Genomic DNA, 26129 nt, shown 5'->3' with positions numbered 1-26129 from the left:
GGCGGTTTGTTGCACAGCGGGCGGACTCGGCGGTGAATCGCTACGGTCGGGGGATGGCTAAGAAGTCGGTTCGTGACGCCCTGCGACTCGAAGAGGTGGATCTCTCCACTCTCGACCCGGCGGGCCGGCCCACCGGTCCCAAGAACAAGAAGGAGGCGGCCGAGGACATCGCCGCCACCGGGGTCGAGCTGGACGCCCTGCAGGAAGCGCTCTACGCGGAGGATTCCCGCTCGGTCCTGCTCGTGCTGCAGGGCATGGACACCTCCGGCAAGGGCGGCGTGGTCAGGCACGTCATGGGCCTGGTGAACCCGCAGGGCGTGCGGATCGCGTCGTTCAAGAAGCCCACGGCCGCCGAACGCCGCCAGCACTTCCTCACCCGCATCAGGAAGGTCCTGCCGGAGAAGGGCCGGCTGGGGGCGTTCGACCGCTCCCACTACGAGGACGTCCTCGTGCCCAAAGTAGAACGCCTGCTCACGGCCGCCGAGATTCGCGGGCGTTACAAGGAGATCAACGCGTTCGAGAAGGAACTCGCCGACTCCGGCACGACGGTGGTCAAGTGCTTCCTGCACATCTCGCCCGAGGTCCAGAAGGAACGGCTGCTCGCGCGCCTGGACGACCCGAGGAAGAACTGGAAGTACAACCCGGCCGACATCGACGTCCGGTCGAAGTGGTCGAAGTACCAGGACGCGTACACGCAGGCGTTGCGGAACTGCCGCGAGACGCCCTGGTACGCCGTGCCGTCGGACCGGAAGTGGTACCGGAACTGGGCGATCAGCCGGTTGCTGCTGGAGACGCTGCGCGAGATGGACCCGAAGTTCCCGCCGCCCGCCTACGACCTCGAGGCGGAGAAGGCCCGCCTGATCTCCGCTGATCCGCTCCGGTAGCCGCCGCACCGCCCGTTGCACTGAACGCAATCTTGATTGCACCTATTGCCTGGCCGTAGTGGTCTAGGCCAGTGTGGGCTGTGCCGCCGCCGCAGGAGCCAGACCGGAGGTGTGCAGCCGTGGGTGTAGATCGGCGACGTTTTCTCGGAGCCATGGGCGTAGGAGCTGGACTGCTGATGACCGGAGGAACCGCTGAGGCGGCCGCTGCGACCCGGAGAGTGTTCTTCGGCGCCTACACCACGTGGAGCGGTGGCGCGAAGGGCATCGGCATCGGCACCTACGACTCCGTGTCGGGGCAGCTGAAGACGACCGGCGTGATCAGCGGCGTGGTGAACCCGTCGTTCGTGATCGAGTCGGCCGACGGCAGGTTCCTCTACGCCGTCAACGAGAACACCAAGGGCGAGGTCACCGCGATCGACGCGGCCACGCTCAAGGTCATCAACAAGCAGGCGACCGGTGGCGCGGACCCGTGCCACCTCACGCTCGACCCGTCCGGGAAGTTCCTGATCACGGCCGACTACTCGTCCGGCTCGCTCAGCGTGTTCCCGGTCGGCGCGGACGGCAGCCTGGGTGCGCGCACGCAGAAGGTGCAGCACAAGGGGTCCGGGCCGAACAAGGAGCGCCAGGAAGGCCCGCACGCGCACCACATCGTGTTCGACCGGGCCGGCCGGTACGCGGCGGCCGTCGACCTCGGCGCCGACTCGGTGTTCGTCTACTCGTTCACCGGCGGGAAGCTCGTGCAGGTCTCGCAGGCGAAGGTGAAGCCGGGCGCCGGGCCGCGGCACATCGCGTTCGCGCCGGACGGCAAGACCGCGTACGTGGCGAACGAGCTCGACTCGACCATCGTGACCTGCTCGTACGCGAACGGGATCCTCACGCCGGGGCAGGTGCTCAAGACCGTGCCGTCGGGCAGCCCGACGAACTACCCGGCCGAGGTGCTGGTGTCCGCGGACGGCAGGTTCGTGTACCTGTCGAACCGCGGTCACGACAGCATCGCGCTCTTCGCGGTGACCGGGTCCGGGCTCTCGCTGGTCAGCACGACGGCGGTCGGCGGCAAGTACCCGCGGCACATCACGTTCGACCCGACCGGGTCGTTGTTGTTCGCGGCCAACCAGAACTCGAACAACGTCACGTCGTTCAAGGTCGACAAGGCCACGGGCGGGCTCACCCCGTCCGGGACGGCTCTGCAGACCGCGATCCCGGTCTGCGTGCTGCCCACCCGACTGGGTTAAGCACCTTCTGGAAGCACCGTCCACAGTGGTACTCCGAGCTGTATGGGTCTTGTGGCAGGAGTACTCGCAGTCGCGTTGACGGCGCCCGCGCCGATCGCTCCGGAGTACGTCGCACTCGGCGACTCCTACGCGTCCGGTGCGGGCGCCGGTTCCTATGTGGACGGCTCGTGCCGGCGCAGCTCGAACGCCTACCCGGCGTTGCGGGGCGCGGCGTTCCCGTCCTTCCGGTTCGTGGCGTGCAGCGGGGCGACGACGAAGTCGCTGCGGACGCAGTTCCGCGCGCTCACCCCGAACACCACGTTGGTCACGATCACCATCGGCGGCAACGACCTCGGGTTCGTCGACGTGCTGACCACCTGCACGCTCAACGGCGACGCGGCGTGCTCGAAACGCGTCGCCGCCGCCGTCGACTTCATCGGCTCCCAGCTGCCCGCCCGGCTCGACGCCACCTACGCGACGATCAAGGAAGCGGCGCCGCACGCGCAGCTCGTGGTCGTCGGCTACCCGCGGCTGTTCACGCCCGACGACGACTGCCGCACGTTGTCGGTCGTCAAGCGTGCGGCCCTCAACGAGGCCGCCGACCGGCTCTCGGACCAGGTCGCGCAGGCCGCCGCACGGGCCGGGGCGCGGTACGTCGACGTGAGGGAAGCGTTTGCGGACCACGGTGTGTGCGCCTCCGACCCGTGGATCAACGCGCTGGTCAGCCCCACCAAGGACTCCTACCACCCGAACAGGGCCGGGCAGGCCGCGTACTTCCGGGCGTTGACAGCCACCCAAGCGTAAGTTCAGACTTACCGTTCGTGGAGACTTACCAAACGGCGTTCGCGGCGCTCGGCGATCCGACCCGCCGCGAGATCTTCACGCTGCTCGTGGCCGGGCCGCGGGCGGTGGGGGAGATCGCCGCCGTGCTGCCCGTGTCGCGGCCGGCCGTGTCCCAGCACCTCAAGGTGCTCAAGGAGGCGCGGCTGGTCCGCGTCGAGGCTCTGGGCACCCGGCGGAGGTACTCCGTCGACCACGCCGGGGTCGCGGCGATGCGCGACTACCTCGACGACGTGTGGGGCCGGGCTCTCGCGAACTTCGCTGCGGTGGTGGAGGAATCATGACGGAGGTCCGCAGGTCCGTGCTGGTGAACGCCGGTGCCGACCACGCTTTCAAGGTGTTCACGGAGAAGTTCGTGACGTGGTGGCCGGCCGCGCACCACATCAGCGACGCGGCGTTGGAGGACGTCGTCGTCGAACCGAGGGCGGGCGGCCGCTGGTACGAGGTCGACCAGAACGGCGCCGAGTGCGACTGGGGCCGGGTGAAGGCCTGGGAGCCACCGTCGCGGCTGCTGCTCGCCTGGCACCTCGACGGTGACTGGGATTACGACCCGGATCCCGCGCGGGCGTCCGAAGTGGAGATCACCTTCACCGCCGAGGGTGACGGCACCCGCGTTGAGCTGGTGCACCGCGACTTCGAACGGCACTTCGTCAAGCCGGAACGGGTCCGCGACGGCGTCGGCGGGGAGGGCGGCTGGGGCGGAATCCTGCTCGGCTTCCGGGGCGCCTTCGTGTGATCATGCGCCAGTGAATGTGGCAGGGAGTTCTCTGAGGGAGGTCACGGCCACCCGGTACGTCACCCCGTTCCGCGAGGGCGGGTCGATGCCGGGCCTGGTCGAGGCCGATGACCTCGGCATGTACGTGGTGAAGTTCCGCGGCGCGGGGCAGGGCGTGAAGGTCCTGGTCGCCGAGGTCGTCGTCGGCGAACTGGCGCGGCGGCTGGGCTTCCGGATACCCGAGATCGTCCTGGTGCACCTCGACGGGGAACTCGCCCGCGCGGAACCCGACCAGGAGGTCCAGGAACTCCTGCGCGCCAGCGGCGGCCTCAACCTCGGCCTCGACTACCTGCCCGGCTCGTTCGACTTCAACCCGGTCGTGCGCGACCCCGGCGCCGACCTCGCCACGAGGCTGCTGTGGTTCGATGCCCTCGTGCTGAACGTGGACCGCAGCTGGCGCAACCCGAACATGTTGCTGTGGCACCGCGAACCGTGGCTGATCGACCACGGCGCCGCGCTGTACTTCCACTACTCGTGGAGTGAAGAGCGCCCGGCTACCAAGGATTTCCGCTACGACGCCTCGGACCACGCGATGCTGCCCAACGCGACGTCGGTGTCCGAAGTGGACGCCGAGATGACGGCGAAGATCACCCCGGAACTGCTCGACGAGGTGCTCGCGCTCGTTCCGGACGAGTGGCTCGAAGGCGATCCAGCCGAACTCCGGCAGCGCTACAAGGACTTCTTCACCCATCGCCTGCACAACCGCGGCTGGGTCGACTCGCTGGAGGCCGCGCGTGCCGCACGTGTTTGAGTACGCGCTGCTGCGGGCGGTACCGCGGCAGGAGCGGGGCGAGTTCATGAACGTCGGCGTGATCGTCTACTGCGCGCCGCTGGACTTCCTGTGCGCCAAGACCCATGTGGACGGTGAGCGGCTGCGGGTGCTGGACCCGCACCTCGACGTCGAGGTGCTCGAGAGCAGCCTGAAGCACCTGACCAACTCGTGCGCCGGGTCGGCCGAGGCCGGTCCGGTGAGCGGGACCACGGCCGGGCAGCGGTTCCGCTGGCTCACCGCGCCCCGGAGCACGATCGTGCAGACGTCACCGGCGCACACGGGCTGGACCGACGACCCGTCGGCGGAGGTCACGCGCCTTTTCGAGGCGTTGGTGCTGCCGCCCCGGTAGGTTTCCTCGCAACCTGAGGCGGCGAACGACGTCCTCACTTGCAAAGCGAAACTGAAGCGATCGGGGTTGGCGACACATGAGCGCTGGGTATCACCACGGCTACCAGCAGCCGCGGCGTCCCATGCCGCCGCAGCGGCCGATGAAGAAGAAGAGGCGTCCGGGACGCGTCATTCTGGTGCTGCTGCTCGTCCTGGTTCTGGGCACCGTCGGGTTCGGGTTCTACGTGGACTCGACGCTGACGAGGATCAACGCGCTGCCGGAGTACGAGGGCCGTCCCGAGGAGACGCCGGGCACGACCTGGCTGCTCGTCGGCTCGGACGCGCGGGAGGGTCTCTCGCAGGAGCAGAAGGACGCGCTGGCCACCGGTGACGCGGCCGGTCGGCGCACGGACACCATCATGATGTTGCACCTGCCGGACAACAGCGCGGCCAAGCCGGTGCTGCTGTCGATTCCGCGTGACTCCTACGTCACGATCCCGGACAACGGCCGCAACAAGGTCAACGCCGCGTACGCGTTCGGCGGGCCGCAGCTGCTCGTGCGGACCGTCGAGGGTGCGACCGGCGTGCGGATCGACCACTACATGGAGATCGGCTTCGGCGGGTTCTCCGACATGGTCGACGCGGTCGGTGGCGTGGACATCTGCATCGACGAGCCGATCAAGGACCCGCTGGCCGGCATCGACCTGCCCGCGGGCTGCCAGGAACTGGACGGGCCGAAGGCGCTCGGGTTCGTGCGGACCCGTGCGTTCGCGACCGCAGACCTGCAGCGCGTGCAGAACCAGCGCAAGTTCCTCAACGCGCTCTTCGAGAAGGTGAAGAGCCCGGCGACGCTCGCGAACCCGTTCCGCGCCATCCCGCTGATGAACGCGGCGTCCGGGTCGGTCTCCGTCAACGAGGACGACCACATCTGGCACCTGCTCAGCGTGGCTCTGAACATGAGCGACGCGACGAGCGGGACGGTGCCGGTGGGCGGCACGCCGACGGTGCCCGGTGCGGGCTCGGTCGTGCAGTGGAACAAGGAGAAGGCTTCTCAGCTCTTCGACCTGATCAGCAAGGACCAGCCGGTCCCCGCGGAGCTGATCGCTCCTCCGCGGTAGTCACTGCTTGACGGGCTCGGGAGTGGGCTCCGAGCTGGTCAAACCGGCCTCCTGCGCGATGCCTTCGAGCTCGCGCAGGAGGTCGTCGTAAATAGGTGTTGTGGACATGGGTCCCCCTCAGTTGCGGATCTTCCCCCGTTCAGGTGACGGGAGCTTACGCCCCTGTACCCCGTCTGTTCGCCAGATATGCGGTTGAGACGCTAAATGTCGGCTAAAGCCACCTGGTGACCTGCCTTTATGTGAGGGCACCACATGTCCATCACGCCGGGTGACGCCTACCGTTTCCGGACATGTCGAGTGTCACGGGTCACAGCGCGCTGGTCACCGGAGCCGCGAGCGGCATCGGCCTGGCCTGCGCCCGCGCACTGGCCTCCTCCGGCGCCAAGGTCCACCTGGTGGACCGGGATCCCCAGGTCCTCCCCCTGGCCGAGGAACTGGGTGGTGTCGGGCACGTCGTCGACCTGACCGGGTCCGTCGCCGCGTTGCCGGACGAGATCGACGTCCTGGTCAACAACGCCGGCGTGCAGCACGTCGCGCCCATCCACGAGTTCCCCGCCGAGCGCTTCTCGGCGATGGTCGAGCTCATGCTCGGCGCGGCGTTCCGGCTCACCCGGCACGTCCTCCCGCACATGTACGAACGCGGCTGGGGCCGGCTCGTGCACATCTCCAGCGTCCACGGCATCCGCGCGTCCGCGTTCAAGTCCGCCTACGTCGCCGCGAAGCACGGCCTGGAGGGCTTCTCCAAGGTCGCCGCGCTCGAGGGCGCCCCGCACGGCGTCACGTCCAACTGCGTGCAGCCCGGGTACGTGCGCACGCCGTTGGTGGAGAAGCAGATCGCGGACCAGGCGAAGGTGCACGGCATCGCGCCGGAGGACGTGACCGAGCAGATCTTCCTGCAGCGCAGCGCGGTGAAGCGGCTGATCGAACCCTCCGAGGTCGCCGACGCCGTGCTGTGGTTGTGCGGCAACAGTTTTGTCACCGGAACGTCAGTGGCCGTCGACGGCGGCTGGTCAGCTCAATGAGGAGTTGTCGATGATCAAAAAAGTGGTAGGCGCCTCGCTCATCGGGACAACTGTCGAGTGGTACGACTTCTTCCTCTACGGGTCTGCCGCCGCGCTGGTGTTCAACAAGCTGTTCTTCCCGACCGCGGACCCGTTGACCGGCACGCTGCTCGCGTTCACCACGTACGCGATCGGTTTCCTGGCACGGCCGTTGGGTGGCCTCGTCTTCGGCCACTACGGGGATCGCCTGGGGCGCAAGAAGTTGCTCGTGCTGTCGTTGCTGCTGATGGGTGGCGCGACGATGCTGATGGGCGTGCTGCCGACGTACGCGTCGGTCGGCGTGCTGGCACCGTTGCTGCTGACGTTCCTGCGGCTCGTCCAGGGCTTCGCGCTGGGCGGCGAGTGGGGCGGGGCCGTGCTGATCGTGTCGGAGCACGGTGACCCGAAGCGCCGCGGGTTCTGGGCGTCGTGGCCGCAGGCCGGGGTGCCGTGCGGGAACCTGCTCGCGACGGGTGTGCTGGCGGTGCTCGCGGCCGTGCAGTCGGACGCCGACTTCCTCGCGTGGGGCTGGCGGATCCCGTTCCTGCTCTCGGGCGTGCTGGTCGTGATCGGCCTGTGGATCCGGCTGTCGGTGTCCGAGTCGCCGATCTTCCTGGCCGCGCAGGAGAAGCGCGCCCAGGAGCCCGTGCAGGAGAAGGCGCCCGCGCTGGAGCTGCTGAAGCACAACTGGCGCGAGGTGCTGATCGCGATGGGCGCGCGGTTCGCCGAGAACGTGTCCTACTACGTGATCACGGCGTTCATCCTCGTCTACGTCGTGACGGGACTCGGGCTGTCGAAGTCGGTGGGGCTCAACGCGGTGCTCATCGCCTCGGCGGTGCACCTCGTGACGATCCCGGTGTGGGGCCATCTCTCCGACAGGTTCGGGCGCAAGCCGATCTACCTGCTGGGGACGGCCGGCATGGCGGTGTGGATCTTCGTGTTCTTCGCGCTGCTCGACACCAGGGACCCCGTGCTGATCACCCTCGCCACGACCGTCGGCCTGGTGCTGCACGGCGCGATGTACGGTCCGCAGGCCGCGTTCTTCTCGGAACTGTTCGGCACGCGGGTGCGCTACTCGGGCGCGTCGGTCGGCTACCAGCTCGCCTCGATCGCGGCCGGTGCGCTCGCCCCGCTGATCGCGACCGCGTTGCTGCAGGCCTACGGGTCGTCGGCCCCCATCGCGGTGTACGTGGTGATCACCTGCGTGATCACGTTCGTGTCGGTGCTGCTGGCGCGCGAGACCCGTGGTGCGGATCTGGAGGAACGTGACAGGGTTGGGGTGTGACACGACGGCGTGAGGCCGAACTGGCGGCGTTGTTCGAGACCGCGTCCGAGCTCGCGGGCATGCGAGACCCGGACGCGGTGCTCCGCTCGATCGTGCGCAGAGCCCGGACGCTGCTCGGGACGGACGTCTCGTACCTGTCGATGAACGACCCGGCCGGCACCTACATGAGGGTGACGGACGGGTCGTTCTCGCCGTTGTTCCAGAAGGTCAGGCTCGGGCTCGGCGAAGGGCTCGGCGGGCTGGTCGCGCAGACCGCGCGCCCGTACGCGACGTCCGACTACTTCGCGGACGCCCGGTTCAACCACACCAACCCGATCGACTCGGCCGTGCACGACGAGGGCCTCACCGCGATCCTGGGCGTGCCGCTGAAGCTCGACTCGAAGGTCATCGGCGTGCTGTACGCGGCGGACCGGACCACGCGCGAGTTCCCAGCCGAGGAAGTGGCGCTGTTGCAGTCGCTCGCGGACCACGCGGCGATCGCGATCGACACGGCGTCGTTGTTCGCGACCATCCAGTCGCACAACGAGGCCATGAAACGGGCCGAGGAGGCGCACGACCGGCTGACCGACCTGGTGCTGCGCGGCGGGTCGTCGGCGGAGGTCGCGGCGGCGGTGGGGGAGCTGCTCGGCGGGCCGGTCGAGGTGCTCGACGCCGTGCCGCCCAACGCGGTGCGGGCCAACGGGCGGGCCGTGCTGCTGGGCGAGGAGTGGGTGTGTGCGGTGCTCGCGGGGTCGGAGCTGCTGGGCGGGATCGCGCTGGCGGGCCGTCCTGATCTGAACGACGCGGACCGGCGGTTGTTCGAACGGTCGGCGGCGGTGACGGCGTTGTTGCTGCTGCTGCGGCGGACCGTGGCCGAGGCGGAGAACAAGGTCCGCGGTGAGCTGATCACGGACATCCTGGACGGGCGGGACGCGACCGGGCTGGTCGCCCGTGCCCGGCGGGTGGGGGTCGAGCTGTCGGATCCGCACGTGGTGCTGGTGGCGGACGGGAACCTGTCCGGGGCGACGCACTACGCGTCCGTCCACAGGGGACTGGCCGGGTCGCGCGGGCGGGACGTCGTGCTGGCGTTGCCGTCGGTGTCGACGCACGTGGCCCGTGAGGTCGCGAAGGCACTGGACGCGACGGTCGGGGCCTGCGGGCCCGTGGCCGGGCCGGTGGCGATCGCGGCGGCCTACGAGGAGGCGCGGCGGTGCCTGAAGGCGTTGCGGCAGCTGGGGCGGGAGAAGGACGCGGCGACGATGGACGATCTCGGGTTCGTCGGCGTGCTGCTGGGCGACCGCGCGGACGTGTCCGGGTACGTGCGGTCGGTGCTCGGGCCGGTGCTCGACTACGACACCGAACGCGGCACGGAACTCGTGCACACGCTGGAGGTCTACTTCCGCTGCGGCGCGAACCTGAGCCGGGCCAAGGCGGAGCTGCACCTCCACGTCAACACGGTCACGCAACGACTCGACCGGGTCACGTCGTTGCTCGGCGACTGGCAGTCGCCGGACCGCGTGCTGGAGGTGCAGCTCGCGTTGCGGCTACTTCGCCTGCAGGGCTGAAGCTTCCCTTCGAGGGATCGCGTCGCCGGCGGCCGCGTCGGAGTTGCCGAACGGCTTGGCGACCAGCATGTACACCAGGCCGATGCCGACGACCAGCACACCGCTGAGGATCACGATGTAGTTGTCGTACCAGGGTGCGTCCGGGGTGCGCGGCCACACCATGTTCACCATCGCCGCCACGCCGTACGCGAGCGCCAGCACGTTGACGACCAGGCCCCACCGGCCGAGCGTGAACTCGCCGGACGGCTGCCAGCCCTTGAGCCTCGCCCGCAGCGCCGCGAACACCACCATCTGGAAACCCAGGTAGATGCCGAGCGTCGCGAACGACACGATCTTGTCCAGCGCGTTGGTGGACAGCATCGACGCGACCACGATCACCGCCGGGATGATCCCCGCGAGCGCCAGCGCGTACGGCGGGATGTGGCGCTTCTTGTCGAACCGCGCGAGTGCCTTGTGCCCGAACAGCATCTTGTCACGGGCGTAGGAGTAGGTCAGGCGGGACGCGGCCGCCTGCAGCGACATCGTGCAGGACAGGAACGAGATCAGCACGACCCCGATCACGATCTTGTAGCCGACCGGGCCGAACGCGTTCGTCAGGATGTTCGTGACCGGGTCGGCGTCCTCGCCGGAGATGACCTTGCCGAAGTCCGGCACCGCCAGCAGCAGCGACAGGCACGCGAACGTGGCCGCCGCGCCGCCGATGTAGATGGTGCGGCGCATGGCCTTCGGGATGACGCGGCCGGGGTCCTTGACCTCTTCCGCGGTGTCCCCGCACGCCTCGAAGCCGTAGTACTGGTAGAGGCCGATGATGCCGGCCGCGAAGAACGCCGGCAGGTAGCTGCCGGAGCCCTCCGCGCCAAAGCTGTCGAACAGCACGCCCAGGCCGTGCACGCGGTTGTCGACGAGCAGCCAGATGCCGACGACCAGCGCGCCGATGATCTCCGCGGCGAACCCGAAGATCGCGGCCCAGCTGAGCACCTTGGTGCCCGCGTAGTTGATGAGCGTCGACACCGCGATGATCGCGATCGCGCACAGCACGGTGTTGCCGACGTTCGCCGTGTACCCGAGCAGTGTCGCGAGATAGGGACCCGCGCCGTAGCTGACGGAGGCGATGGTGACCAGCAGGGCGAGCATGTACACCCAGCCGGTCATCCACGCCCAGCGCTTGCCCCAGAGACGGCGTGCCCACGGGTACACGCCGCCCGCCACCGGGTACTGCGCCACGAGTTCGCCGAACACGAGCGCGACCAGGAACTGGCCGACGCCCGCGACGACGAAGCTCCAGATCATCGGCGGACCGCCGAGGGCCAGCGCGACACCGAACAGCGTGTACGTGCTGACCACGGGGGAGAGGTAGGTGAAGCCCAGCGAGAAGTTCGCCCAGGGACTCATGTCCCGCTTGAACTCCGAGGTGTAGCCGAGATCCTTGAGCCTGTCTTCCGCTGTGGCTGTCAACTCACGCCTCCTTGATCAGGTCCGCGGCGCGTTCTCCAATCATGAGCACCGTGACCATCGGGTTCACGGTGGGCATGGTCGGGAACACGGACGCGTCGACGACCCGAAGACCTTCGAGTCCGATGACTTTCAGGTCACCGTCCACAACGGACCCGATGGCGCACGTGCCGGCGGGGTGGTAGACGGTGTGGGCGGCCCTGCGGCCGTACTCCGACAGGGCCTCGTCGCTGGTGACGTCCGGGCCGGGCGCGATCTCCCGCTTGAGCCACGACCTGAGCGGCTCCTGCTGGGCGATCTCGCGCGCGATCCTGAACCCGTCGACGAGGGTCTGCTCGTCGTAGCCGTCGGGGTTCATGAAGTAACCGAAGTCGAGCGCCGGCTTCTCGGCGGGGTCGCTGGACTTGAGCCAGAGCCTGCCCTTGCTGTGCGGGCGAGGGATGTTCGGCGTCATGCAGACCCCGTGCTCCACCGCCGGGTAGCCGAGGCGCTCCGTGTTGGTGGTGAACGGGATCTGGTAGAAGTGGAACATCAGGTCCGGCCGCGGGTCGGACTCGTCGCGCCGGATGAACAGCCCGGCGTCCGAGTCCATCACCGAGTTCTCCGGCAACGGCTTCGTGGTCTCCCACACGATCACCGACTCCGGGTGGTCGAGCAGGTTCTCGCCGACGCCCGGCAGGTCGTGCTTGGGCTCGATGCCGATGCTGCTCAGGTGCTCGGCGTCGCCGACGCCCGAGAGCATCAGCAGCCGGGGCGTGTCGATCGCGCCCGCGCAGAGCAGGACCTCCTTGTTCGCCTCGACGTAGCCCTTGTCGGTGTGCACGCCGATCGCGCGGGTGCCGTCGAACTCGATCCTGCTGGTCCAGGTGTTCAGCAGCAGCGTGAGGTTCTTGCGCTCCAGGATCGGGTGCACGTAGGCGGTCGAGGCGCTGGAACGTTGGTTGTCCTTCTCCGGGTGGTACGCGATGGAGAAGAAGCCCACGCCGTCCTGGAACGGCTTCGCGTTGAAGTTCTCGATCTCCGGGACGCCGGTGGCCTGCCGCGCGGCCGCCACGAAGTCCTTCGCGATCGGGTTCCTGTCCTTCTCCACCACCGGGATGATGTTGAGCTGGACCTTGTCCCAGTACGGGCCGAGCGCGTCCCACGTCCAGCCGTGACCCCAGTCGTCGAGGTCCTGCGGCAGCGGCTGGAAGCAGATCAGCGTGTTGTGGCTGGAACACCCGCCGAGCACCTTCGCGCGGCTGTGCCGGATGTGCGAGTTGCCGCGCGGCTGCTCGACCGTCGGGTAGTCGTAGTCGTACTCGGTCTCGAGCAGGTTGATCCAGTTGCGCAGGTTCAGGATCTTCTCGTCGCCCACGTCGGACGGGCCGCCCTCGATGACCGCGACCGTCACGTTCTCGTCTTCGGTGAGCCTTGCCGCGAGCACGCAGCCCGCCGTTCCGCCACCGACGATCACGTAGTCGTATGCGGTCACTGGGAGTCCTTCCGCGCGAACCAGTTCTGGGCCTGGGGCTTGAGGTTCTGGTACACGTGCTTGGGCTCGGTGTACTCGTGCAGACCGGCGGTGCCGAGCTCGCGGCCGACCCCGGAGCGCTTGAAGCCGCCCCACTCGGCCTGCGGCAGGTAGGCGCCGAACTCGTTGACCCAGACCGTGCCGTGCCGCAGCTTCTTCGCGACGCGCTGCGCCTTCTCCAGGTCCTGGCTCCAGACGCCGCCGGCGAGGCCGTACTCGGTGTCGTTGCCGAGCATGACCGCCTCGTCCTCGGTGCTGAACCGCTCGGCGGTGATGATCGGGCCGAACGTCTCGTCCTGGACCAGCTTCATGTCCCTGGTGCAGTCCGCGTAGACGGTGGGACGGAAGAAGAAACCGTTCTGCAGCTCGGGTTCGTCCGGCCGCCTGCCACCGGCCTTGAGGGTCGCGCCCTCCTGCTTCGCGACCTCGACGTAGCTCTCGACCTTCGCGCGGTGCTCGGCGGAGACGAGCGGCCCGGACTCGGTGTCCTCGTCGAAACCGTTGCCCAGCTTGATGAGATCGGTCCGGCGCGCGACCTCGTCCACGAAGTCGTCGTAGACGTCGGTGTGCACGATCAGCCGCGTACCCGACGAGCACACCTGGCCCGCGTGGAAGAACGCGGCGGTGAGCGCGTAGTCGACGGCCGTGTCGATGTCGGCGTCCGCGAAGACGATGTTCGGATTCTTGCCGCCGAGTTCGAGCGCGACCTTCTTCACCGTTCCCGCGGCCGACGCCATGATCCGCTGACCGGTCGCGAGGCTGCCGGTGAACGAGATCAGGTCGACGTCGGGGTGCTCGGACAGCGGCGCGCCGACCTCGGGGCCGGTGCCGAGGACGAGGTTCGCGACGCCGTCGGGCAGCCCGGCCTCCTTCATGAGCTCAAACAGCCTGATGGTGCTGAGCGGGGTGATCTCGCTGGGCTTGGCCACCAGCGTGTTGCCCGCGAGCAGGGCCGGTGCGATCTTCCAGGAGATCTGCAGCAGCGGGTAGTTCCAGGGGGCGATCATGCCGCACACGCCGACCGGTTCGTAGTCGATGCGGCTGATGACGTTCTCCGGCACGCCCTGCACGATCTTGGGGTGCAGCAGTCCGGCGAGGTTGCCGTAGTAGCGGAACACGGCGGCGACGTCGTCCACGTCGATGCGGCTCTCGACCAGCGTCTTGCCGGTGTCGAGCGTCTCGGTGCGGGCGATGTCCTCCTTGTCGCGCTCCAGGAGGTCCGCCACGTGGTTCAGCACGGCGGCGCGGTGCTCGGGGCTCGAGTGCTGCCAGTCGCCGTGGTCGAAGGCGTGGCGCGCCTTCGAGATCGCGGCGAGGGCCTGGTCTCGGGTCTGCTCCTCGACCTCGGTGATGACGCTCTGGTCGAAGGGGTTGATGATCTGCCGCACCGGCGACACGGACTGCCTCCCTGGAATCATGTGTCCACGAAGGACACTGGGGTGTATCCGGTCGCCGGCGGCGTCAAACCGTGACGACCGTTACTTCAGGTTCCGGCGGAGCCGGGTGAAGAGTCGGGCGTTGCTCATGGCCACGATGCCAACAATGTCGTCCGGGTTCTCACCGTCTCGATAGGTCGCTACGAACTTCCTGTCTTCAACGGACCCATCTTCGACGCGAACGTCGTCCGTCGCCCGTCCGATGAACTGGATGCGCACGCCGTACTGGTCGGACCACACGTAGCCGCCCGCGGTGTGCGTCGCGACCGTCTCGCCCGCCAGCAAGTTGCGCGTCGCAACTTGCGCCTGTTCGGTCGCGGACGTCCAGTGCTCGGCCCGATGTCCGCCGCAGTTGGCGACATCGCCGACCGCGACGATGTTCTTCACGTTCGTCACGCCACCCGCGTCGCACACGACACCGTTGCCGAGGTTGACCGGTCCTCCAGCCAACCAGTCGGTCGCCGGGCGCGTGCCGATGCCCGCGACGACCACGTCAGCGTTGACGACACGTCCATCGGCGAGGTTGATTCCGCCGTCAACGTTGACTGAATCAACATTGATTCCGGTAATCAACGTTGATCCGTGGTCGCCGTGCAGATGTCCACATGCAGTGCCCATCTGTGCACCCAGTACACGGGTGAGAGGTGTGGGCAACGCCTCGACGACGGTGACGTCCTTGCCCAGCGCACGCGCGCTGGACGCGATCTCCGCGCCGATGAACCCGGCGCCGATGACGCCGATGTGCTGCGCGGTGCCGAACGCCTCGCGGAGCTTGACGGCGTCGTCGAGCGTGCGCAGGACGTGCGTGCCGGGGATCGTGCGCGGCAGGCCGCCGGTCGCGATGACGATGCCGTCGGCCGCGAGCGTGGTGTCGTCGCTGAGCGCGACCTCCTGGGTCGACAGCAGCCCGGTCGCCTTCACGCCGAGGCGCCACTCGGCGTTGACGGCGTCGAGGTCCTCCTGGTCGGCGAGCGGCACGGCCTCGACCTTGCCGAGGAGGAAGTCCTTCGACAGCGGTGGCCGGTCGTAGGGGAGGTGGACCTCGTCGCCGACGACGACGATCCGTCCGTCGAACCCCTGCTGGCGCAGTGCCTGAGCCGACCTGAGGCCGGCGAGGGAGGCACCGATGATCGCGATCGTCTTCACGCCACGTCCTTGTTCACTTCGACATCGACACAGACCACTCCATCCTCCACAAGAACCGCGTAGGTCTTCACGGGTCTCTTGGCGGGCAGGCACGTCGGCGCGCCGGTGCGCAGGTCGAAGCTCGCCGCGTGCAGCGGGCACTCGACGAAGCACCCCTCCAGCCACCCCTCGCTCAACGAGGCGTCCTGGTGGGTGCACGTGTCGTCGATGGCGTAGAGGACGCCATCGACGTTGAAGAGGGCTATCGGCGCGTGAGGGCCGACGATGCGAACCGCCTCCCCTGGGGGCAGGTCCACGAGAGCGCAGGCGCGGATCATCGTCGGCCTCCGTTGCGTAACACGGCACACGTTCCGAATGACGCAACACAATGTGAGCCCCGCGCGACCCGCCGTCAAGAGTCCAGCCGGTTGTTTTGCCTGTCGATTACTGTTGCGCGATGGGCAACTCCGACTCGGCAGCTCAGGTGCAGTCCGTGGACAGAGCCATCAGCGTGCTCGAGCTACTGGCCCAAGGCGAGGCCGGTATCACCGAAATCGCTGGTGAGCTCGGCGTGCACAAGTCCACGGTGTCCAGACTCGTCTCCGTGCTGGAGTCGCGCGGCCTGGTGGAGCAGCTCGGCGAAAGAGGCAAGTACGCCATCGGCTTCGGCGTGGTCAGGCTGGCCGGTGCCGCCACCGGCCGGATGGACCTGACCAAGCTCGGCCAGCCCGTCTGCCAGACCCTCGCCGACTCGTTCGGCGAGACCGTCAACATCGCCGTGCACGACGCCGGCGTCGCCATCAACATCACCCAGGCCCGCGGCTCCGCGGCCGTCTCGGCGGTGAACTGGATCGGCCAGCGCACCCCGTTGCACGCCACCTCCTCAGGCAAGGTCCTGCTCGCCTACCTGCCGACGTCTGAACGCACGCGCCTCGCCTCGCTGCCACTGGACGCCTACACCGAGAACACGGTCGTGGAAGCCGCACGGCTGCTGTCCGAACTGGACGACGTGGCGGCCAAGGGCTACGCGGCGTGCTTCGAGGAACTCGAACTCGGCCTGCACGCGGTGGCCGTGCCGGTGCGCGGGCACCGCGGCGAGGTGGTGGCGGCGATGAGCGCGTCCGGTCCGTCGTACCGGCTGTCGCGGGAACGGGTCGAGGAGATCGTGCCCGCGATGTCGACGGCCGCGCAGGAACTCTCGGCGCAGCTCGGCTACTTCGCGGGCTGATCCCAGATCGGGGCCCAGCCCCAGTCGGCGAGGTCCGGCCACGAGGTGCGGAGGCGTTCGGCGAGCGTGCCGCCGAACGCCACCGAGTTCTCGTGCGACGCGTAGAGGATCCAATCGAGCGTGTCGTCGGTCCAGATGCCCTCCGCGCCGGTGTACGACGGCTCGAGCGTGGCGAGGTCCACACGCCCGCCGGGGTCACCGGGCTCCCGGACCTCGACGACACGGCTCAGGCCCAGACCGGCCAGCGCCGCGCGGACCAGGCCGGTTCCCGGGCCGTCCTCCAGAGCGGAGGCGTCGACCACGAGCACGTCGTCCGGTACGTCCACGGCGATCAGCGGATGCCACAGGAACCCCGCCAGGCCCCAGCGGCGAGCCAGGGCGTCACGCCACCGTTCGTGCTCCTCCTCGCTGAACAGGCGGCGGTAGGGCAACGGCTCGACCAGGAGGTCCTCGGCCGCGCGCCAGCTCCGCACCGCGGCGCGGAACAGCGCGCGTTCCTCGGCGTCCGCTTCCGCCTCGACCCGGGTGAGCCGGAAGACCGACCGCGTGGCCGAAGCGGTCGCGAGCGCCGAGGCGAGCCGGTCGGGCGGCGGGAGGTCGTCCGGGTCGAGACGCTCGACCTCCCGCAGGATCGCGGTCACCGCGTTGTACCTGGGGTAGATCCGCTGCGCCTCCTGCGTGTAGCCGAAGAAGCGCCGACCGTCGTTCGGGAGTTCGTCGCCGGCGGCGCGCAGCTTTTCGTTGCGGCTCATCAGGTACCTGCGCGCCATCGTGTGCAGGGTCGTGGACTCCATCCGCCGATGATGCGTCACGGTTCGCGGCCGAACCTCCTCATTTATCCGGTTTCCCGGTCCACAGGGCGCTGATCGCGCGAACGGCGGTATTGACAGCCGGGCGCGCTGGCCGCAACTTGTTGCAGATAGCGGAACGAGTTTTGTTACTCGCAACTGCGGCGAAGGGGTGTCCTGATGCCTGGTGAAGTGCCGCGCGTGGTGCTCGTGGGGGCGGGGATCGTCGGGTGCGCGTTGGCCGACGAACTCACCGAAAGAGGCTTCACCGACGTCACGGTGCTCGACCAGGCGGCAGGGCTCGCGGTCGGCGGGTCGAGCGGGCACGCCCCCGGCCTCGTGTTCCAGACCAACTCCTGCCGCAGCATGACCCAGTTCGCCCGCTACACCGTCGAGAAGTACACCGCGCTGGGCTGCTTCGACCAGGTCGGCGGCCTGGAGATCGCGACCGGCCCCGAACGGCTCGCGGACCTGAGCCGCCGGCACGGCTGGGCCACGTCGTGGGGCGTCGAGAGCAGGCTGATCGACGCGGACGAGGTCGCGCGGCTGCACCCGTTGCTCGACCGCGACCAGCTGCTCGGCGGGTTCCTCATCCCGGGCGACGGCCTCGCGCAACCCGTCAGGGCCGCCGAGATCCAGGCGGGCCGGGCGATCCAGAGAGGGGCGCGGTTCCTGTTCGGGCAGCAGGTCGTGGCGGTCGAGACGGCCGGTGACCGGGTCACGGGCGTGCGGACCGGGACCGACGTGTTCGCCGCCGACATCGTCGTCTCGTGCGCGGGCATGTGGGGCCCGGTGCTGGGCGAGATGGTCGGGCTGACCGTGCCGCTCGTGCCGATGGCGCACCAGTACGTGTTCACCGGCTCGCTGAACGCCGACCCCGACGCGTTGGCGCGGCAGCCGATCCTGCGGCACCAGGAAGCCGACCTGTACTTCCGCTCGCACGGCAAGGCGCTCGGCATCGGCGCGTATGGGCACAAGCCCATGCCGATCAGGGCCGAGGACATCACCGCGTCCGAGCTGCCGTTCACCAAGGAGGACTTCGAGCCGTCCTGGGAGGCTGCGGTCGACCTGATCCCGGCGCTCGCCGAGGCCGGGGTGGACCACGGGTTCAACGGGCTGTTCTCGTTCACCAGCGACGGCATGCCGCTGCTGGGCGAACACCCCGGGCTGCGCGGCTTCTGGGTCGCGGAGGCCGTGTGGATCACGCACTCCGCCGGTGTCGCGCGTTCGGTGGCCGAGTGGATCGTGGACGGGCAGCCCGAGCTGGACCTGCACTCGAGCGACCTCAACCGGTTCGAGCAGGTGCAGCTGGCGCCGGACTACGTGCTGGAACGCAGCTGCCAGAACTTCGTCGAGGTCTACGACCTGCTGCACCCGTTGCAGCCCATGGAAAGCCCGCGCCCGCTCCGCACCAGCCCGTTCCACGCACGCCAGCAGGCCCTCGGCGCGTTCTTCCTGGAGGCGTCCGGCTGGGAGCGTCCGCACTGGTACGAGGCCAACGCGGGCCTGCCCGAGGTCGCCGAGGTGCCCGCGCGGGGCGACTGGGCGAGCCGCTACTGGTCCCCGATCTGCGGGGCCGAGGCGCTGGTGACGCGCAAACGCGTGGCGTTGTTCGACATGACCCCGTTGAAACGGCTGGAGGTCAGCGGGCCGGGAGCACTGGAGTTCCTGCACCGCATGACGACCAACAACCTCAAGCGCAAACCCGGCGCCGTCGTCTACACGCTGCTGCTGGACGAACAGGGCGGCGTGCGCAGCGACCTCACCGTCGCCCGGCTCGGCCCGGCGACGTTCCAGGTCGGCGCCAACGGCAACCTCGACCTCGACTGGCTCACCCGGCACGCGCCGGACGACGTGGTCATCCGCGACATCACCGCCGGAACGTGCTGCATCGGCCTGTGGGGCCCGCTGGCCCGTGATCTGCTCAACGACCTCCCGCACACCCTCGACGTCGGCAAGGGCTACTTCACCGCGCAGCAGGCGTACATCAAGAACGTGCCGGTGACCGCGCTGCGACTGTCCTACGTGGGCGAACTCGGCTGGGAGCTCTACACCACCGCGGACCTCGGCCCGAAGCTGTGGGACACGCTCTGGGAGGCCGGGCAGCGGCACGGCGTCATCGCGGCCGGGCGCGGAGCGTTCACCAGCCTGCGCCTGGAGAAGGGCTACCGGTCGTGGGGCACCGACGTCACGACCGAGCACGACCCGTTCGAGGCGGGCCTCGGTTTCGCGGTGCGGCACGACAAGGAGTTCCTCGGCAAGGGCTCCCTGCACAACCTGACGTCCACCAAGAAGCTCACCTGCCTCACCATCGACGACCCGCACAGCGTCGTGCTCGGCAGCGAACCCGTGTTCCACCAGGGAGAACCGGTCGGCTACGTCACCAGCGCCGCCTACGGCTACACGACCGGACTCAACATCGCCTACGCCTGGCTGCCCAGCGAGATCGAGGACGAGGTCGAGATCGAGTACTTCGGGCAGCGCGTCACCGCCCGTCCCGCCGCGGAGCCCTTGTTCGACCCCGAGATGAAGCGGCTGCGGGGGTGACGTACGACGTCGTCGTCATCGGACTCGGCGGCATGGGCAGCGCCGCCGCGTACCGGCTCGCCCAGCGAGGCCTGCGCGTGCTGGGACTGGAGAAGTTCACGCCCGCGCACGCCAGGGGCTCCAGCCACGGCGGCTCCCGGATCACGCGCCAGGCGTACTTCGAGGACCCCGCCTACGTGCCGTTGCTGCTGCGCGCCCACGAGATGTGGGACCAGATCGAGCACGACAGCGGTGAGCACGTCTTCCACCGCGTCGGCGGCCTCATCGTCGGCGCCCAGGACAGCGGCGCCATCACGGGTGGCCGGGCGAGCGTCGAGCAGTTCGGTCTGACACACGAGCTGCTCGACGCGTCCCGAATCCGTGAGCGCTTTCCCGCTTTCCGGCCCCTCGACGACGAGGTCGGCCTCTACGAACCCGGCGCGGGCTTCGTCGTGCCGGAGACGTCCGTACGAGCCCATCTGGCGCTGGCCGGACGCGCCGGCGCCGAGTTGCGTTTCGAAGAGCCGGTGACGCACTGGGAGCCCGGTAAGGTCACCACGGCGTCGGCCACCTACGAGACCGGGCACGTCGTCGTGTGCCCCGGCCCGTGGGCACCGGAACTGCTGGCACGCCTCGAAGTTCCGTTTGAGATCGAACGCCAGGTGCAGTTCTACTTCACGCCGGCGGAGAGCCTCGCCGGCTACCCGATCCACATCTGGGACCGCGCGGACGGCACGAACTTCTACGGCTTCCCCGAGCACGAGGGCGCCGTGAAGGTCGCGTTCCACCACGGCGGCGAGATCTGCACGCCCGAGACGATCGACCGCACCGTGCACGACCACGAGGTCGAGGCGATGATCACCGCGACCAGACCCGCCGTGCCCGGTCTCGCCGGCACGTTCCAGCGCGGCGCCACCTGCATGTACACCAACACCGCCGACCGGCACTTCGTCATCGCACGGGACGAGGGCGTGACGGTGGCGTGCGGCTTCTCGGGGCACGGCTTCAAGTTCGCGCCCGTCGTCGGCGAGATCCTCGCCGACCTCACGATCGACGGGGCCACGCGGCACCCGATCGCCCTGTTCGACCCTGCTCGCTTGAGAGGCGGAGCATGACCGGCAGCCTGATCTCCACCCTTGAGGGCCGCTACTACACCGACCCCGCGATCTTCGCGCGGGAACAGGCCTTCATCTTCGAGAAGATGTGGTTCTGCGCGGTGAAGTCGTCCGACCTGCCGAACGCGGGCGACTTCCGCACGGTGGAGGTCGGGCGGGAGAGCGTGCTGATCGCGCGGGACCGCAAGGGCGCCCTCAACGCGTTCCTGAACGTCTGCCGGCACCGCGGCGCGCGCATCTGCGTCGAGGAGGCCGGGAGCGTCAAACGCGCGTTCCAGTGCCCTTACCACGCCTGGACGTACGCGTTGGACGGAAACCTGATCGCCGCACCCAATCTCACCTCAATGCCGGACGTCGATCGCGTTGAGTACGGACTGTCGAAGGTGCACCTGCGCGAGTGGCTCGGGTACGTGTGGGTGAACCTCGCCGACGAACCTCCGAGCTTCGAGGACGACGTCCTCAGCGCCGTTACCGAACGTTTGGGAACGCTCGACGCGATCGACGGCTACGAGATCGACCAGCTGTCCGTGGGCCGCCGGATCACCTACGACGTCAAGGCCAACTGGAAGCTCATCATCGAGAACTTCATGGAGTGCTACCACTGCGCGACGATCCACCCCGAGCTCACCGAGGTGCTGCCCGAGTTCGCGGACGGCTACGCGGCCCAGTACTACGTCGGGCACGGCGCCGAGTTCGGCGACGAGATCAAGGGCTTCACCGTCGACGGCGGCGAGGGATTCGGGAAACTGTCCGCCCTGGAAGAGGAACGGGACAGGAAGTACTACGCGATCACGATCAAACCGCAGGTGTTCGTCAACCTCGTGCCGGACCACGTGATCCTCCACCGGATGTACCCGATGGCCGCGGACAGGACGGTCGTCGAGTGCGATTGGCTCTACGCCAAGGAAGTCGTGGACACCGGCCGTGACGTCTCTCGCTCGGTCGAGCTGTTCCACCGGGTGAACGAACAGGACTTCGAAGCCTGCGAGCGATGCCAGCCGGCCATGGCTTCGCGCGCCTACGCGCACGGCGGAGTGCTGGTGCCGTCGGAGCACCACATCGGCGGATTCCACGCCTGGCTCGTCCAGAAACTGGAATCAGCCGACTAGGGGATCGACGGGTCACCCCGTGCACGCGAAAGCTTGCACGGGTGATGGAGCAGAACGACTTCTTGCTCCCTGAAGGGGAGCACGATCTCCTCCGCCGCATCAGGCTGCTGGCCGAGCGGGCGGAACGGACGGCGCACAACAGGTCCAACTTCGTTGGGCCTCCGCCGTCGCAGGAGCACCTCGACATCCTGGCCGAGATCAGAGCCCTCTCCGAGGAGATGACCACCGCGTCGGCCGGGGACGTGAGACGGGCCGAGGCTGTGCCCCGGCCCGCCAGACCGGCGGACGACCTCGTCGTCGTCCCCGGGAAGATGTAACCGTCAGCGGCGCTGTCCGCGCACCATCTTCACGAGACCCTTCATCGTCTCCTCGAGACCGGAGCCGAACGGGTTGTCGTGCACCAGGTACGTCCACGTCGAGCTGGGGCGCTTCACCCCGGCGTCGGCGAGGTCGTAGCCGTCGTCGGTGATCTTGGCCGCCTCGTACTTCTCCTTGGTGCGCTCCCACGACTCCGGCACGATCTTGTTGAACGCCGGGATGGCCTCGCGGTGGAACTCGTCCAGCGGGTTCTGCCGCGCCAGCGCCCGCAGGTGGATGCCCTCGCGCAGGTCCGACAGGAACGTCAGGTGGTGCGTCCACAGGTCGTCGAGGAAGAACAGCGTGATCTTGCGGGCGGCTTCGGACGCCACCTCGTCGCTCACGCCCTCCTTCCCGCCGACCTTCTCGAACGCCGCGTCCGTCTTCAGCACGACGTCGCGGTGCTTGAGCAGGATGTCGCGCTGGTGCTCGATGAGCTTGTTGTAGCGCCACGTGTTGCGGTGGATCTCCAGGTTCACGCCCTCGGCCACGCGCTGCGCGTGCTCGAAGGTGTGCAGCAGGCCCTTGTCGTGCACGCGGCCGTCGTCGTCCACTTCGGACGGGTCCTCGGCGTCCGGCGCGTACTGCGTGATCAGTTCGTCCTGCATGGACGAGAAGAACACCGAACCGCCGGGGTCGCCCTGACGTCCGGCACGGCCGCGCAGCTGGTCGTCCAGCCGCGACGACGAGTGCCGGCCGGAGCCGATCACGTACAGGCCGCCGAGTTCGGCGATGCGGTCGTGGTCCTCGCCCTCGTGGCCGCCGAGGCGGATGTCCGTACCGCGACCGGCCATCTGCGTGGAGACCGTGATGCGCTGGTACGAGCCCGCGTCCGCGATGATCGACGCTTCCTCGGCGTCGTTCTTCGCGTTCAGCACGACGCACTCGATGTCCGCGGCGCGCAGCTTCGAGGAGATGCGCTCGGACTCGGCGACGTCGAGCGTGCCGACGAGGATCGGGCGGCCCGTCTCGTGGACCTTCTTGATCTCCTCGACGATCGCGTCTTCCTTCTGCTCCAGCGTCGCGTAGAGGCGGAAGTGCTCGTCCTCGCGGATGTTCTGCTTGTTCGGCGGGATCACGAGCACCTCGAGCTCGTAGAACTCCCGCAGCGTCTCGGCGACGGCCACGGCCGTACCGGTCATGCCGCAGCGCGTCGGGTAGCGCGAGATCAGCGCCTGCACCGTCATCGAGTCGAGGATCTCGCCGGACTCGGTGGTCTGGACGTTCTCCTTGGCCTCGACCGCGGCCTGCAGGCCGTCCGGCCAGCGCTGGAGCTTCGCGACCCGGCCACGCGTGTCGTTGATCAGGTGCACCTTGCCGTCGCGCACGATGTAGTCGACGTCGCGGTGCAGCAGCACCTGCGCGTGCAGCGCCACGTTGACCTTCGACAGCGTCGACGTCACGTGCTCCTGCGAGTACAGGTCGATCTCGCCGAGCGCCCGCTCGACGGCCTCCGAGCCCGCGCCCGTGAGGAAGACGTTGCGCTCCTCGTCGTCGATCTCGTAGTGCAGGTTCTGCCGCAGCCGCTTGACCAGGTCGGCGATGACGGGGTCGGCCGCCTCCGCGCTGGTCGAACCGGCCAGCACGAGCGGCACGCGGGCCTCGTCGACGAGCACCGAGTCGGCCTCGTCGATCAGCGCCACCTGCGGCTCGGGGACGATCAGGTCTTCCTCGCGGGTGACGATCCGGTCGCGCAGGATGTCGAAGCCGATCTCGCTGACCGGCGCGTACGTGACCTCCGCCTGATACGCCTCGCGGCGTTCCTCGGCCTTCGAGCTGCCGTTGATCCAGCCGACGCTGACGCCCAGGAGCGCGTACAGCGGCCCCATCCACTCGGCGTCGCGCTGGGCGAGGTAGTCGTTGACGCTGACCACGTGGACGCGCTTGCCCTTGATCGCGAACCCGGCCGCGGCCATGGCGCCCGCGAGCGTCTTGCCCTCACCGGTCGCCATCTCGACCACGAGGCCGCTCAGCATGCCCAGGGCGCCCAGCACCTGCACGTCGAACGGGCGCTGCCCGATGGCGCGTTCCGCGGCCTCCCGGGTCAGGGCGGCGAGCTCGGTGTCCGTGCTCTCCTCGCGCAGCTTCTTCGCGTGGGCCGTCAGCTCCTCGTCGCTGAACGCCTTGAAGGCGTCCGCGTGTTTCTCCACGTCCGAGAGCAAGGCCTGGAACGGGGCGAGGTCGACAGAGCCCGGTTTCTGCGCGAACCTGCGCATCCGCTGCTTCAAGCGCGCCATGAGAGTGGTCACGACGCGCCAACGTACGGCATCGGCTCCAGGTTCCGCAGAGGTCTTGACTGTGAAGGCCCGATTTGTGCCTCGGGCCGGGCCTTCACAGCCTTTGATCAGGCCCGTTCCGGCTGGTGGGTCTCCGGCAGCTTGATCACCGACACGAGCGTGCACAGGCCCATGACCAGCAGGAACGCCGACACGGACATCGACGTGCCGGTCGCGCCGAGCAGTGCCGTCATCACGAACGGCGTGCCGCCGCTGACCAGGATCGACGCCAGCTGGTAGGCGAGCGAGGCGCCCGAGTAGCGCACGTGCGGTTCGAACAGTTCACCCAGGTAGGCGGCGATCGGCCCGTACACGAGAGAGGACGCGATGCCCCCGACCGTGGACGCGATGAACAGCATCAAGAGCGAGCCCGTGTCCACGAGCAGGAAGTACGGGAACGCCCACACGATCAGCCCGGCGGTGCCCGCGATGATCAGCGGACGCCGTCCCACCCGGTCGCTGAGGTGTCCGGCGTAGAGGATCACCGGGATGCTCACCAGCGACGACAGCAGGGTCACGACCAGCACCGACTCGCGGCTCAGCCCGAGCGTCGCGGTCGCGTACGACAGCACGCCCGCGATCGACACGTAGAAGATGGCGTTGGACGCGAACATGAGCCCCGCGCCGTACAGGATCGGCTTGCGGTGCGTCCTGAGCGCCTCCTTCAACGGCGCGTGGACGACCTTGGGCGCGTTCTGGCGGCGTTCCTGCATCTCCTTGAACACCGGGCTGTCCTCGACCTTGAGCTGGATGAACAGCACCACCGGGAAGAGCAGGGCCGATGCCAGGAACGGCACCCGCCAGCCCCACGACGCGAACGCCTCCGGCGAGAGGGCCGTCGTCGCGCTGATGAACGCGACGTTGCCCAGCAACACGCCGATCGGCACACCGGCCTGCCCGAACGTGCCCGCGAACCCGCGCTTGCGAGGCCCGGCGGACTCGGTCAGCAGCAGCACCACGCCACCCCACTGCCCGCCGACCGCGATGCCCTGCAGGAACCGCAGCAGCACGAGCAGCAACGGCGCGCCCACACCGAGCGTCGCCGTCGTGGGCAGCAGACCGATGAGGAACGTCGCGCCGGCCATCAGCGCGAGGCAGATGACGAGCGCCGGCTTGCGGCCGACCTTGTCACCGACGTGCCCGAACACCAGACCGCCGACGGGACGCGCGATGAAGCCCGCCCAGAACGTGCTGAAGCTGAGCAGCAACGCCACGATCGGCGTCGCCTCCGGGAAGAACAACTTGGGGAACACCAGGGCCGCGGCTGTCGCGTAGATGAAGAAGTCGTACCAAGACCAGCGAGTCCGACCAGTGGCAACCTACCCGTTGGAAACTCGTGTGTGCAAGCGCCCCTGTTCAGGGCGTCCTCTCCCGTTGTGCTCCCCTGTCGCAAACGTGTACGCTCAGC

At 68.6% G+C, this 26129-nt stretch carries 23 protein-coding genes and 1 pseudogene; 16 read left to right on the top strand and 8 right to left on the bottom strand.

The window, feature by feature from the left end; translation table 11 throughout:
* Positions 1 to 53 precede the first annotated feature (53 nt).
* The 11 genes from QSK25_RS41020 to QSK25_RS40970 all read left to right on the top strand — a co-directional run bounded on the left by QSK25_RS41020 (position 54) and on the right by QSK25_RS40970 (position 9796).
* Entirely contained in the window at positions 54 to 884 is an 831-nt protein-coding gene (locus tag QSK25_RS41020; protein WP_285646673.1) for a PPK2 family polyphosphate kinase, read from the top strand.
* A 176-nt stretch (positions 885 to 1060) separates the two neighbouring features.
* A complete protein-coding gene (locus tag QSK25_RS41015) occupies positions 1061 to 2116 on the top strand; it encodes a lactonase family protein (protein WP_285646672.1) in 1056 nt (351 codons plus the stop codon).
* Between the two features lie 42 nt (positions 2117 to 2158).
* Entirely contained in the window at positions 2159 to 2899 is a 741-nt protein-coding gene (locus tag QSK25_RS41010) for an SGNH/GDSL hydrolase family protein (RefSeq protein WP_285646667.1), read from the top strand.
* A 17-nt stretch (positions 2900 to 2916) separates the two neighbouring features.
* Positions 2917 to 3219 (top strand): ArsR/SmtB family transcription factor, encoded by a 303-nt coding sequence (locus tag QSK25_RS41005; protein ID WP_285646665.1) that lies wholly within the window; start codon positions 2917 to 2919, stop codon positions 3217 to 3219.
* A complete protein-coding gene (locus QSK25_RS41000; RefSeq protein WP_285646664.1) occupies positions 3216 to 3671 on the top strand; it encodes an SRPBCC family protein in 456 nt (151 codons plus the stop codon). The genes QSK25_RS41005 and QSK25_RS41000 overlap by 4 nt, the downstream gene beginning before the upstream one ends.
* 10 nt (positions 3672 to 3681) lie before the next feature.
* A complete protein-coding gene (locus QSK25_RS40995) occupies positions 3682 to 4461 on the top strand; it encodes a HipA family kinase (RefSeq protein WP_285646662.1) in 780 nt (259 codons plus the stop codon).
* Positions 4445 to 4831: a DUF3037 domain-containing protein gene (locus tag QSK25_RS40990; protein ID WP_285646661.1), complete on the top strand. Its 387-nt coding sequence runs from the start codon at positions 4445 to 4447 to the stop codon at positions 4829 to 4831. The genes QSK25_RS40995 and QSK25_RS40990 overlap by 17 nt, the downstream gene beginning before the upstream one ends.
* A gap of 76 nt (positions 4832 to 4907) precedes the next feature.
* Positions 4908 to 5927 carry an LCP family protein gene (locus QSK25_RS40985; protein WP_285646660.1) on the top strand — a complete coding sequence of 340 codons (1020 nt, stop codon included), beginning with the start codon at positions 4908 to 4910 and terminating at the stop codon, positions 5925 to 5927.
* Between the two features lie 290 nt (positions 5928 to 6217).
* On the top strand, positions 6218 to 6949 hold the full coding sequence (locus tag QSK25_RS40980) for a 3-hydroxybutyrate dehydrogenase (RefSeq protein ID WP_285646659.1): 732 nt from the start codon (positions 6218 to 6220) through the stop codon (positions 6947 to 6949).
* A 10-nt stretch (positions 6950 to 6959) separates the two neighbouring features.
* Positions 6960 to 8252 carry an MFS transporter gene (locus QSK25_RS40975; protein WP_285646658.1) on the top strand — a complete coding sequence of 431 codons (1293 nt, stop codon included), beginning with the start codon at positions 6960 to 6962 and terminating at the stop codon, positions 8250 to 8252.
* Positions 8249 to 9796, top strand: a complete 1548-nt coding sequence (locus QSK25_RS40970) for a helix-turn-helix domain-containing protein (protein ID WP_285646657.1) — start codon at positions 8249 to 8251, stop codon at positions 9794 to 9796. Before QSK25_RS40975 ends, QSK25_RS40970 begins: the two co-directional genes overlap by 4 nt.
* On the opposite strand, the gene QSK25_RS40965 is transcribed toward QSK25_RS40970, so the two are convergent.
* Genes QSK25_RS40965 through QSK25_RS40945 form a run of 5 tightly spaced genes read right to left on the bottom strand, consistent with a single transcriptional unit; the run spans position 9776 to position 15660 of the window.
* On the bottom strand, positions 9776 to 11251 hold the full coding sequence (locus QSK25_RS40965; protein WP_285646656.1) for an APC family permease: 1476 nt from the start codon (positions 11249 to 11251) through the stop codon (positions 9776 to 9778). The genes QSK25_RS40970 and QSK25_RS40965 overlap by 21 nt on opposite strands.
* 1 nt (position 11252) lies before the next feature.
* Positions 11253 to 12722 carry a GMC family oxidoreductase gene (locus tag QSK25_RS40960; RefSeq protein WP_285646655.1) on the bottom strand — a complete coding sequence of 490 codons (1470 nt, stop codon included), beginning with the start codon at positions 12720 to 12722 and terminating at the stop codon, positions 11253 to 11255.
* The gene (locus QSK25_RS40955; protein ID WP_285646654.1) at positions 12719 to 14179 is read right to left on the bottom strand and encodes an aldehyde dehydrogenase family protein; all 1461 of its coding nucleotides are present in this window, start codon (positions 14177 to 14179) and stop codon (positions 12719 to 12721) included. Before QSK25_RS40955 ends, QSK25_RS40960 begins: the two co-directional genes overlap by 4 nt.
* A gap of 60 nt (positions 14180 to 14239) precedes the next feature.
* Complete coding sequence (locus QSK25_RS40950) at positions 14240 to 15343, bottom strand: NAD(P)/FAD-dependent oxidoreductase (RefSeq protein ID WP_285646653.1); 1104 nt, start codon at positions 15341 to 15343, stop codon at positions 14240 to 14242.
* Positions 15340 to 15660 (bottom strand): bifunctional 3-phenylpropionate/cinnamic acid dioxygenase ferredoxin subunit, encoded by a 321-nt coding sequence (locus tag QSK25_RS40945; RefSeq protein ID WP_285646651.1) that lies wholly within the window; start codon positions 15658 to 15660, stop codon positions 15340 to 15342. Before QSK25_RS40945 ends, QSK25_RS40950 begins: the two co-directional genes overlap by 4 nt.
* Before the next feature lie 119 nt (positions 15661 to 15779).
* Here QSK25_RS40945 and QSK25_RS40940 point away from each other — a divergent pair, with 119 nt between their 5' ends.
* Positions 15780 to 16550 carry an IclR family transcriptional regulator gene (locus tag QSK25_RS40940; RefSeq protein ID WP_285646649.1) on the top strand — a complete coding sequence of 257 codons (771 nt, stop codon included), beginning with the start codon at positions 15780 to 15782 and terminating at the stop codon, positions 16548 to 16550.
* On the opposite strand, the gene QSK25_RS40935 is transcribed toward QSK25_RS40940, so the two are convergent.
* Positions 16535 to 17344 carry a hypothetical protein gene (locus QSK25_RS40935; protein WP_285646648.1) on the bottom strand — a complete coding sequence of 270 codons (810 nt, stop codon included), beginning with the start codon at positions 17342 to 17344 and terminating at the stop codon, positions 16535 to 16537. The two genes, QSK25_RS40940 and QSK25_RS40935, sit on opposite strands and share 16 nt — an antisense overlap.
* 174 nt (positions 17345 to 17518) lie before the next feature.
* Between QSK25_RS40935 and QSK25_RS40930 the strand changes: the two genes are divergently transcribed.
* Genes QSK25_RS40930 through QSK25_RS40915 form a run of 4 tightly spaced genes read left to right on the top strand, consistent with a single transcriptional unit; the run spans position 17519 to position 22405 of the window.
* A complete protein-coding gene (locus tag QSK25_RS40930) occupies positions 17519 to 19885 on the top strand; it encodes a GcvT family protein (protein WP_285646646.1) in 2367 nt (788 codons plus the stop codon).
* A complete protein-coding gene (gene solA / locus QSK25_RS40925; protein WP_285646645.1) occupies positions 19882 to 20979 on the top strand; it encodes an N-methyl-L-tryptophan oxidase in 1098 nt (365 codons plus the stop codon). The genes QSK25_RS40930 and solA overlap by 4 nt, the downstream gene beginning before the upstream one ends.
* Positions 20976 to 22088: an aromatic ring-hydroxylating oxygenase subunit alpha gene (locus QSK25_RS40920; RefSeq protein WP_285646643.1), complete on the top strand. Its 1113-nt coding sequence runs from the start codon at positions 20976 to 20978 to the stop codon at positions 22086 to 22088. The genes solA and QSK25_RS40920 overlap by 4 nt, the downstream gene beginning before the upstream one ends.
* Before the next feature lie 44 nt (positions 22089 to 22132).
* A complete protein-coding gene (locus tag QSK25_RS40915) occupies positions 22133 to 22405 on the top strand; it encodes a hypothetical protein (protein WP_285646778.1) in 273 nt (90 codons plus the stop codon).
* Positions 22406 to 22408: 3 nt separating this feature from the next.
* Here QSK25_RS40915 and secA2 read toward each other — a convergent pair whose 3' ends face one another.
* Entirely contained in the window at positions 22409 to 24694 is a 2286-nt protein-coding gene (gene secA2, locus QSK25_RS40910) for an accessory Sec system translocase SecA2 (protein WP_285646642.1), read from the bottom strand.
* A gap of 95 nt (positions 24695 to 24789) precedes the next feature.
* A pseudogene (locus QSK25_RS40905) lies at positions 24790 to 26007 on the bottom strand (MFS transporter); the annotation flags it as partial.
* Positions 26008 to 26129 lie beyond the last annotated feature (122 nt).

The organism is Lentzea sp. NBRC 102530, assembly GCF_030269365.1.
GTDB lineage: Bacteria > Actinomycetota > Actinomycetes > Mycobacteriales > Pseudonocardiaceae > Lentzea.
The sequence above is the reverse complement of the archived record's forward strand: the minus strand, read 5'-3'. Positions and strand labels throughout refer to the sequence as shown.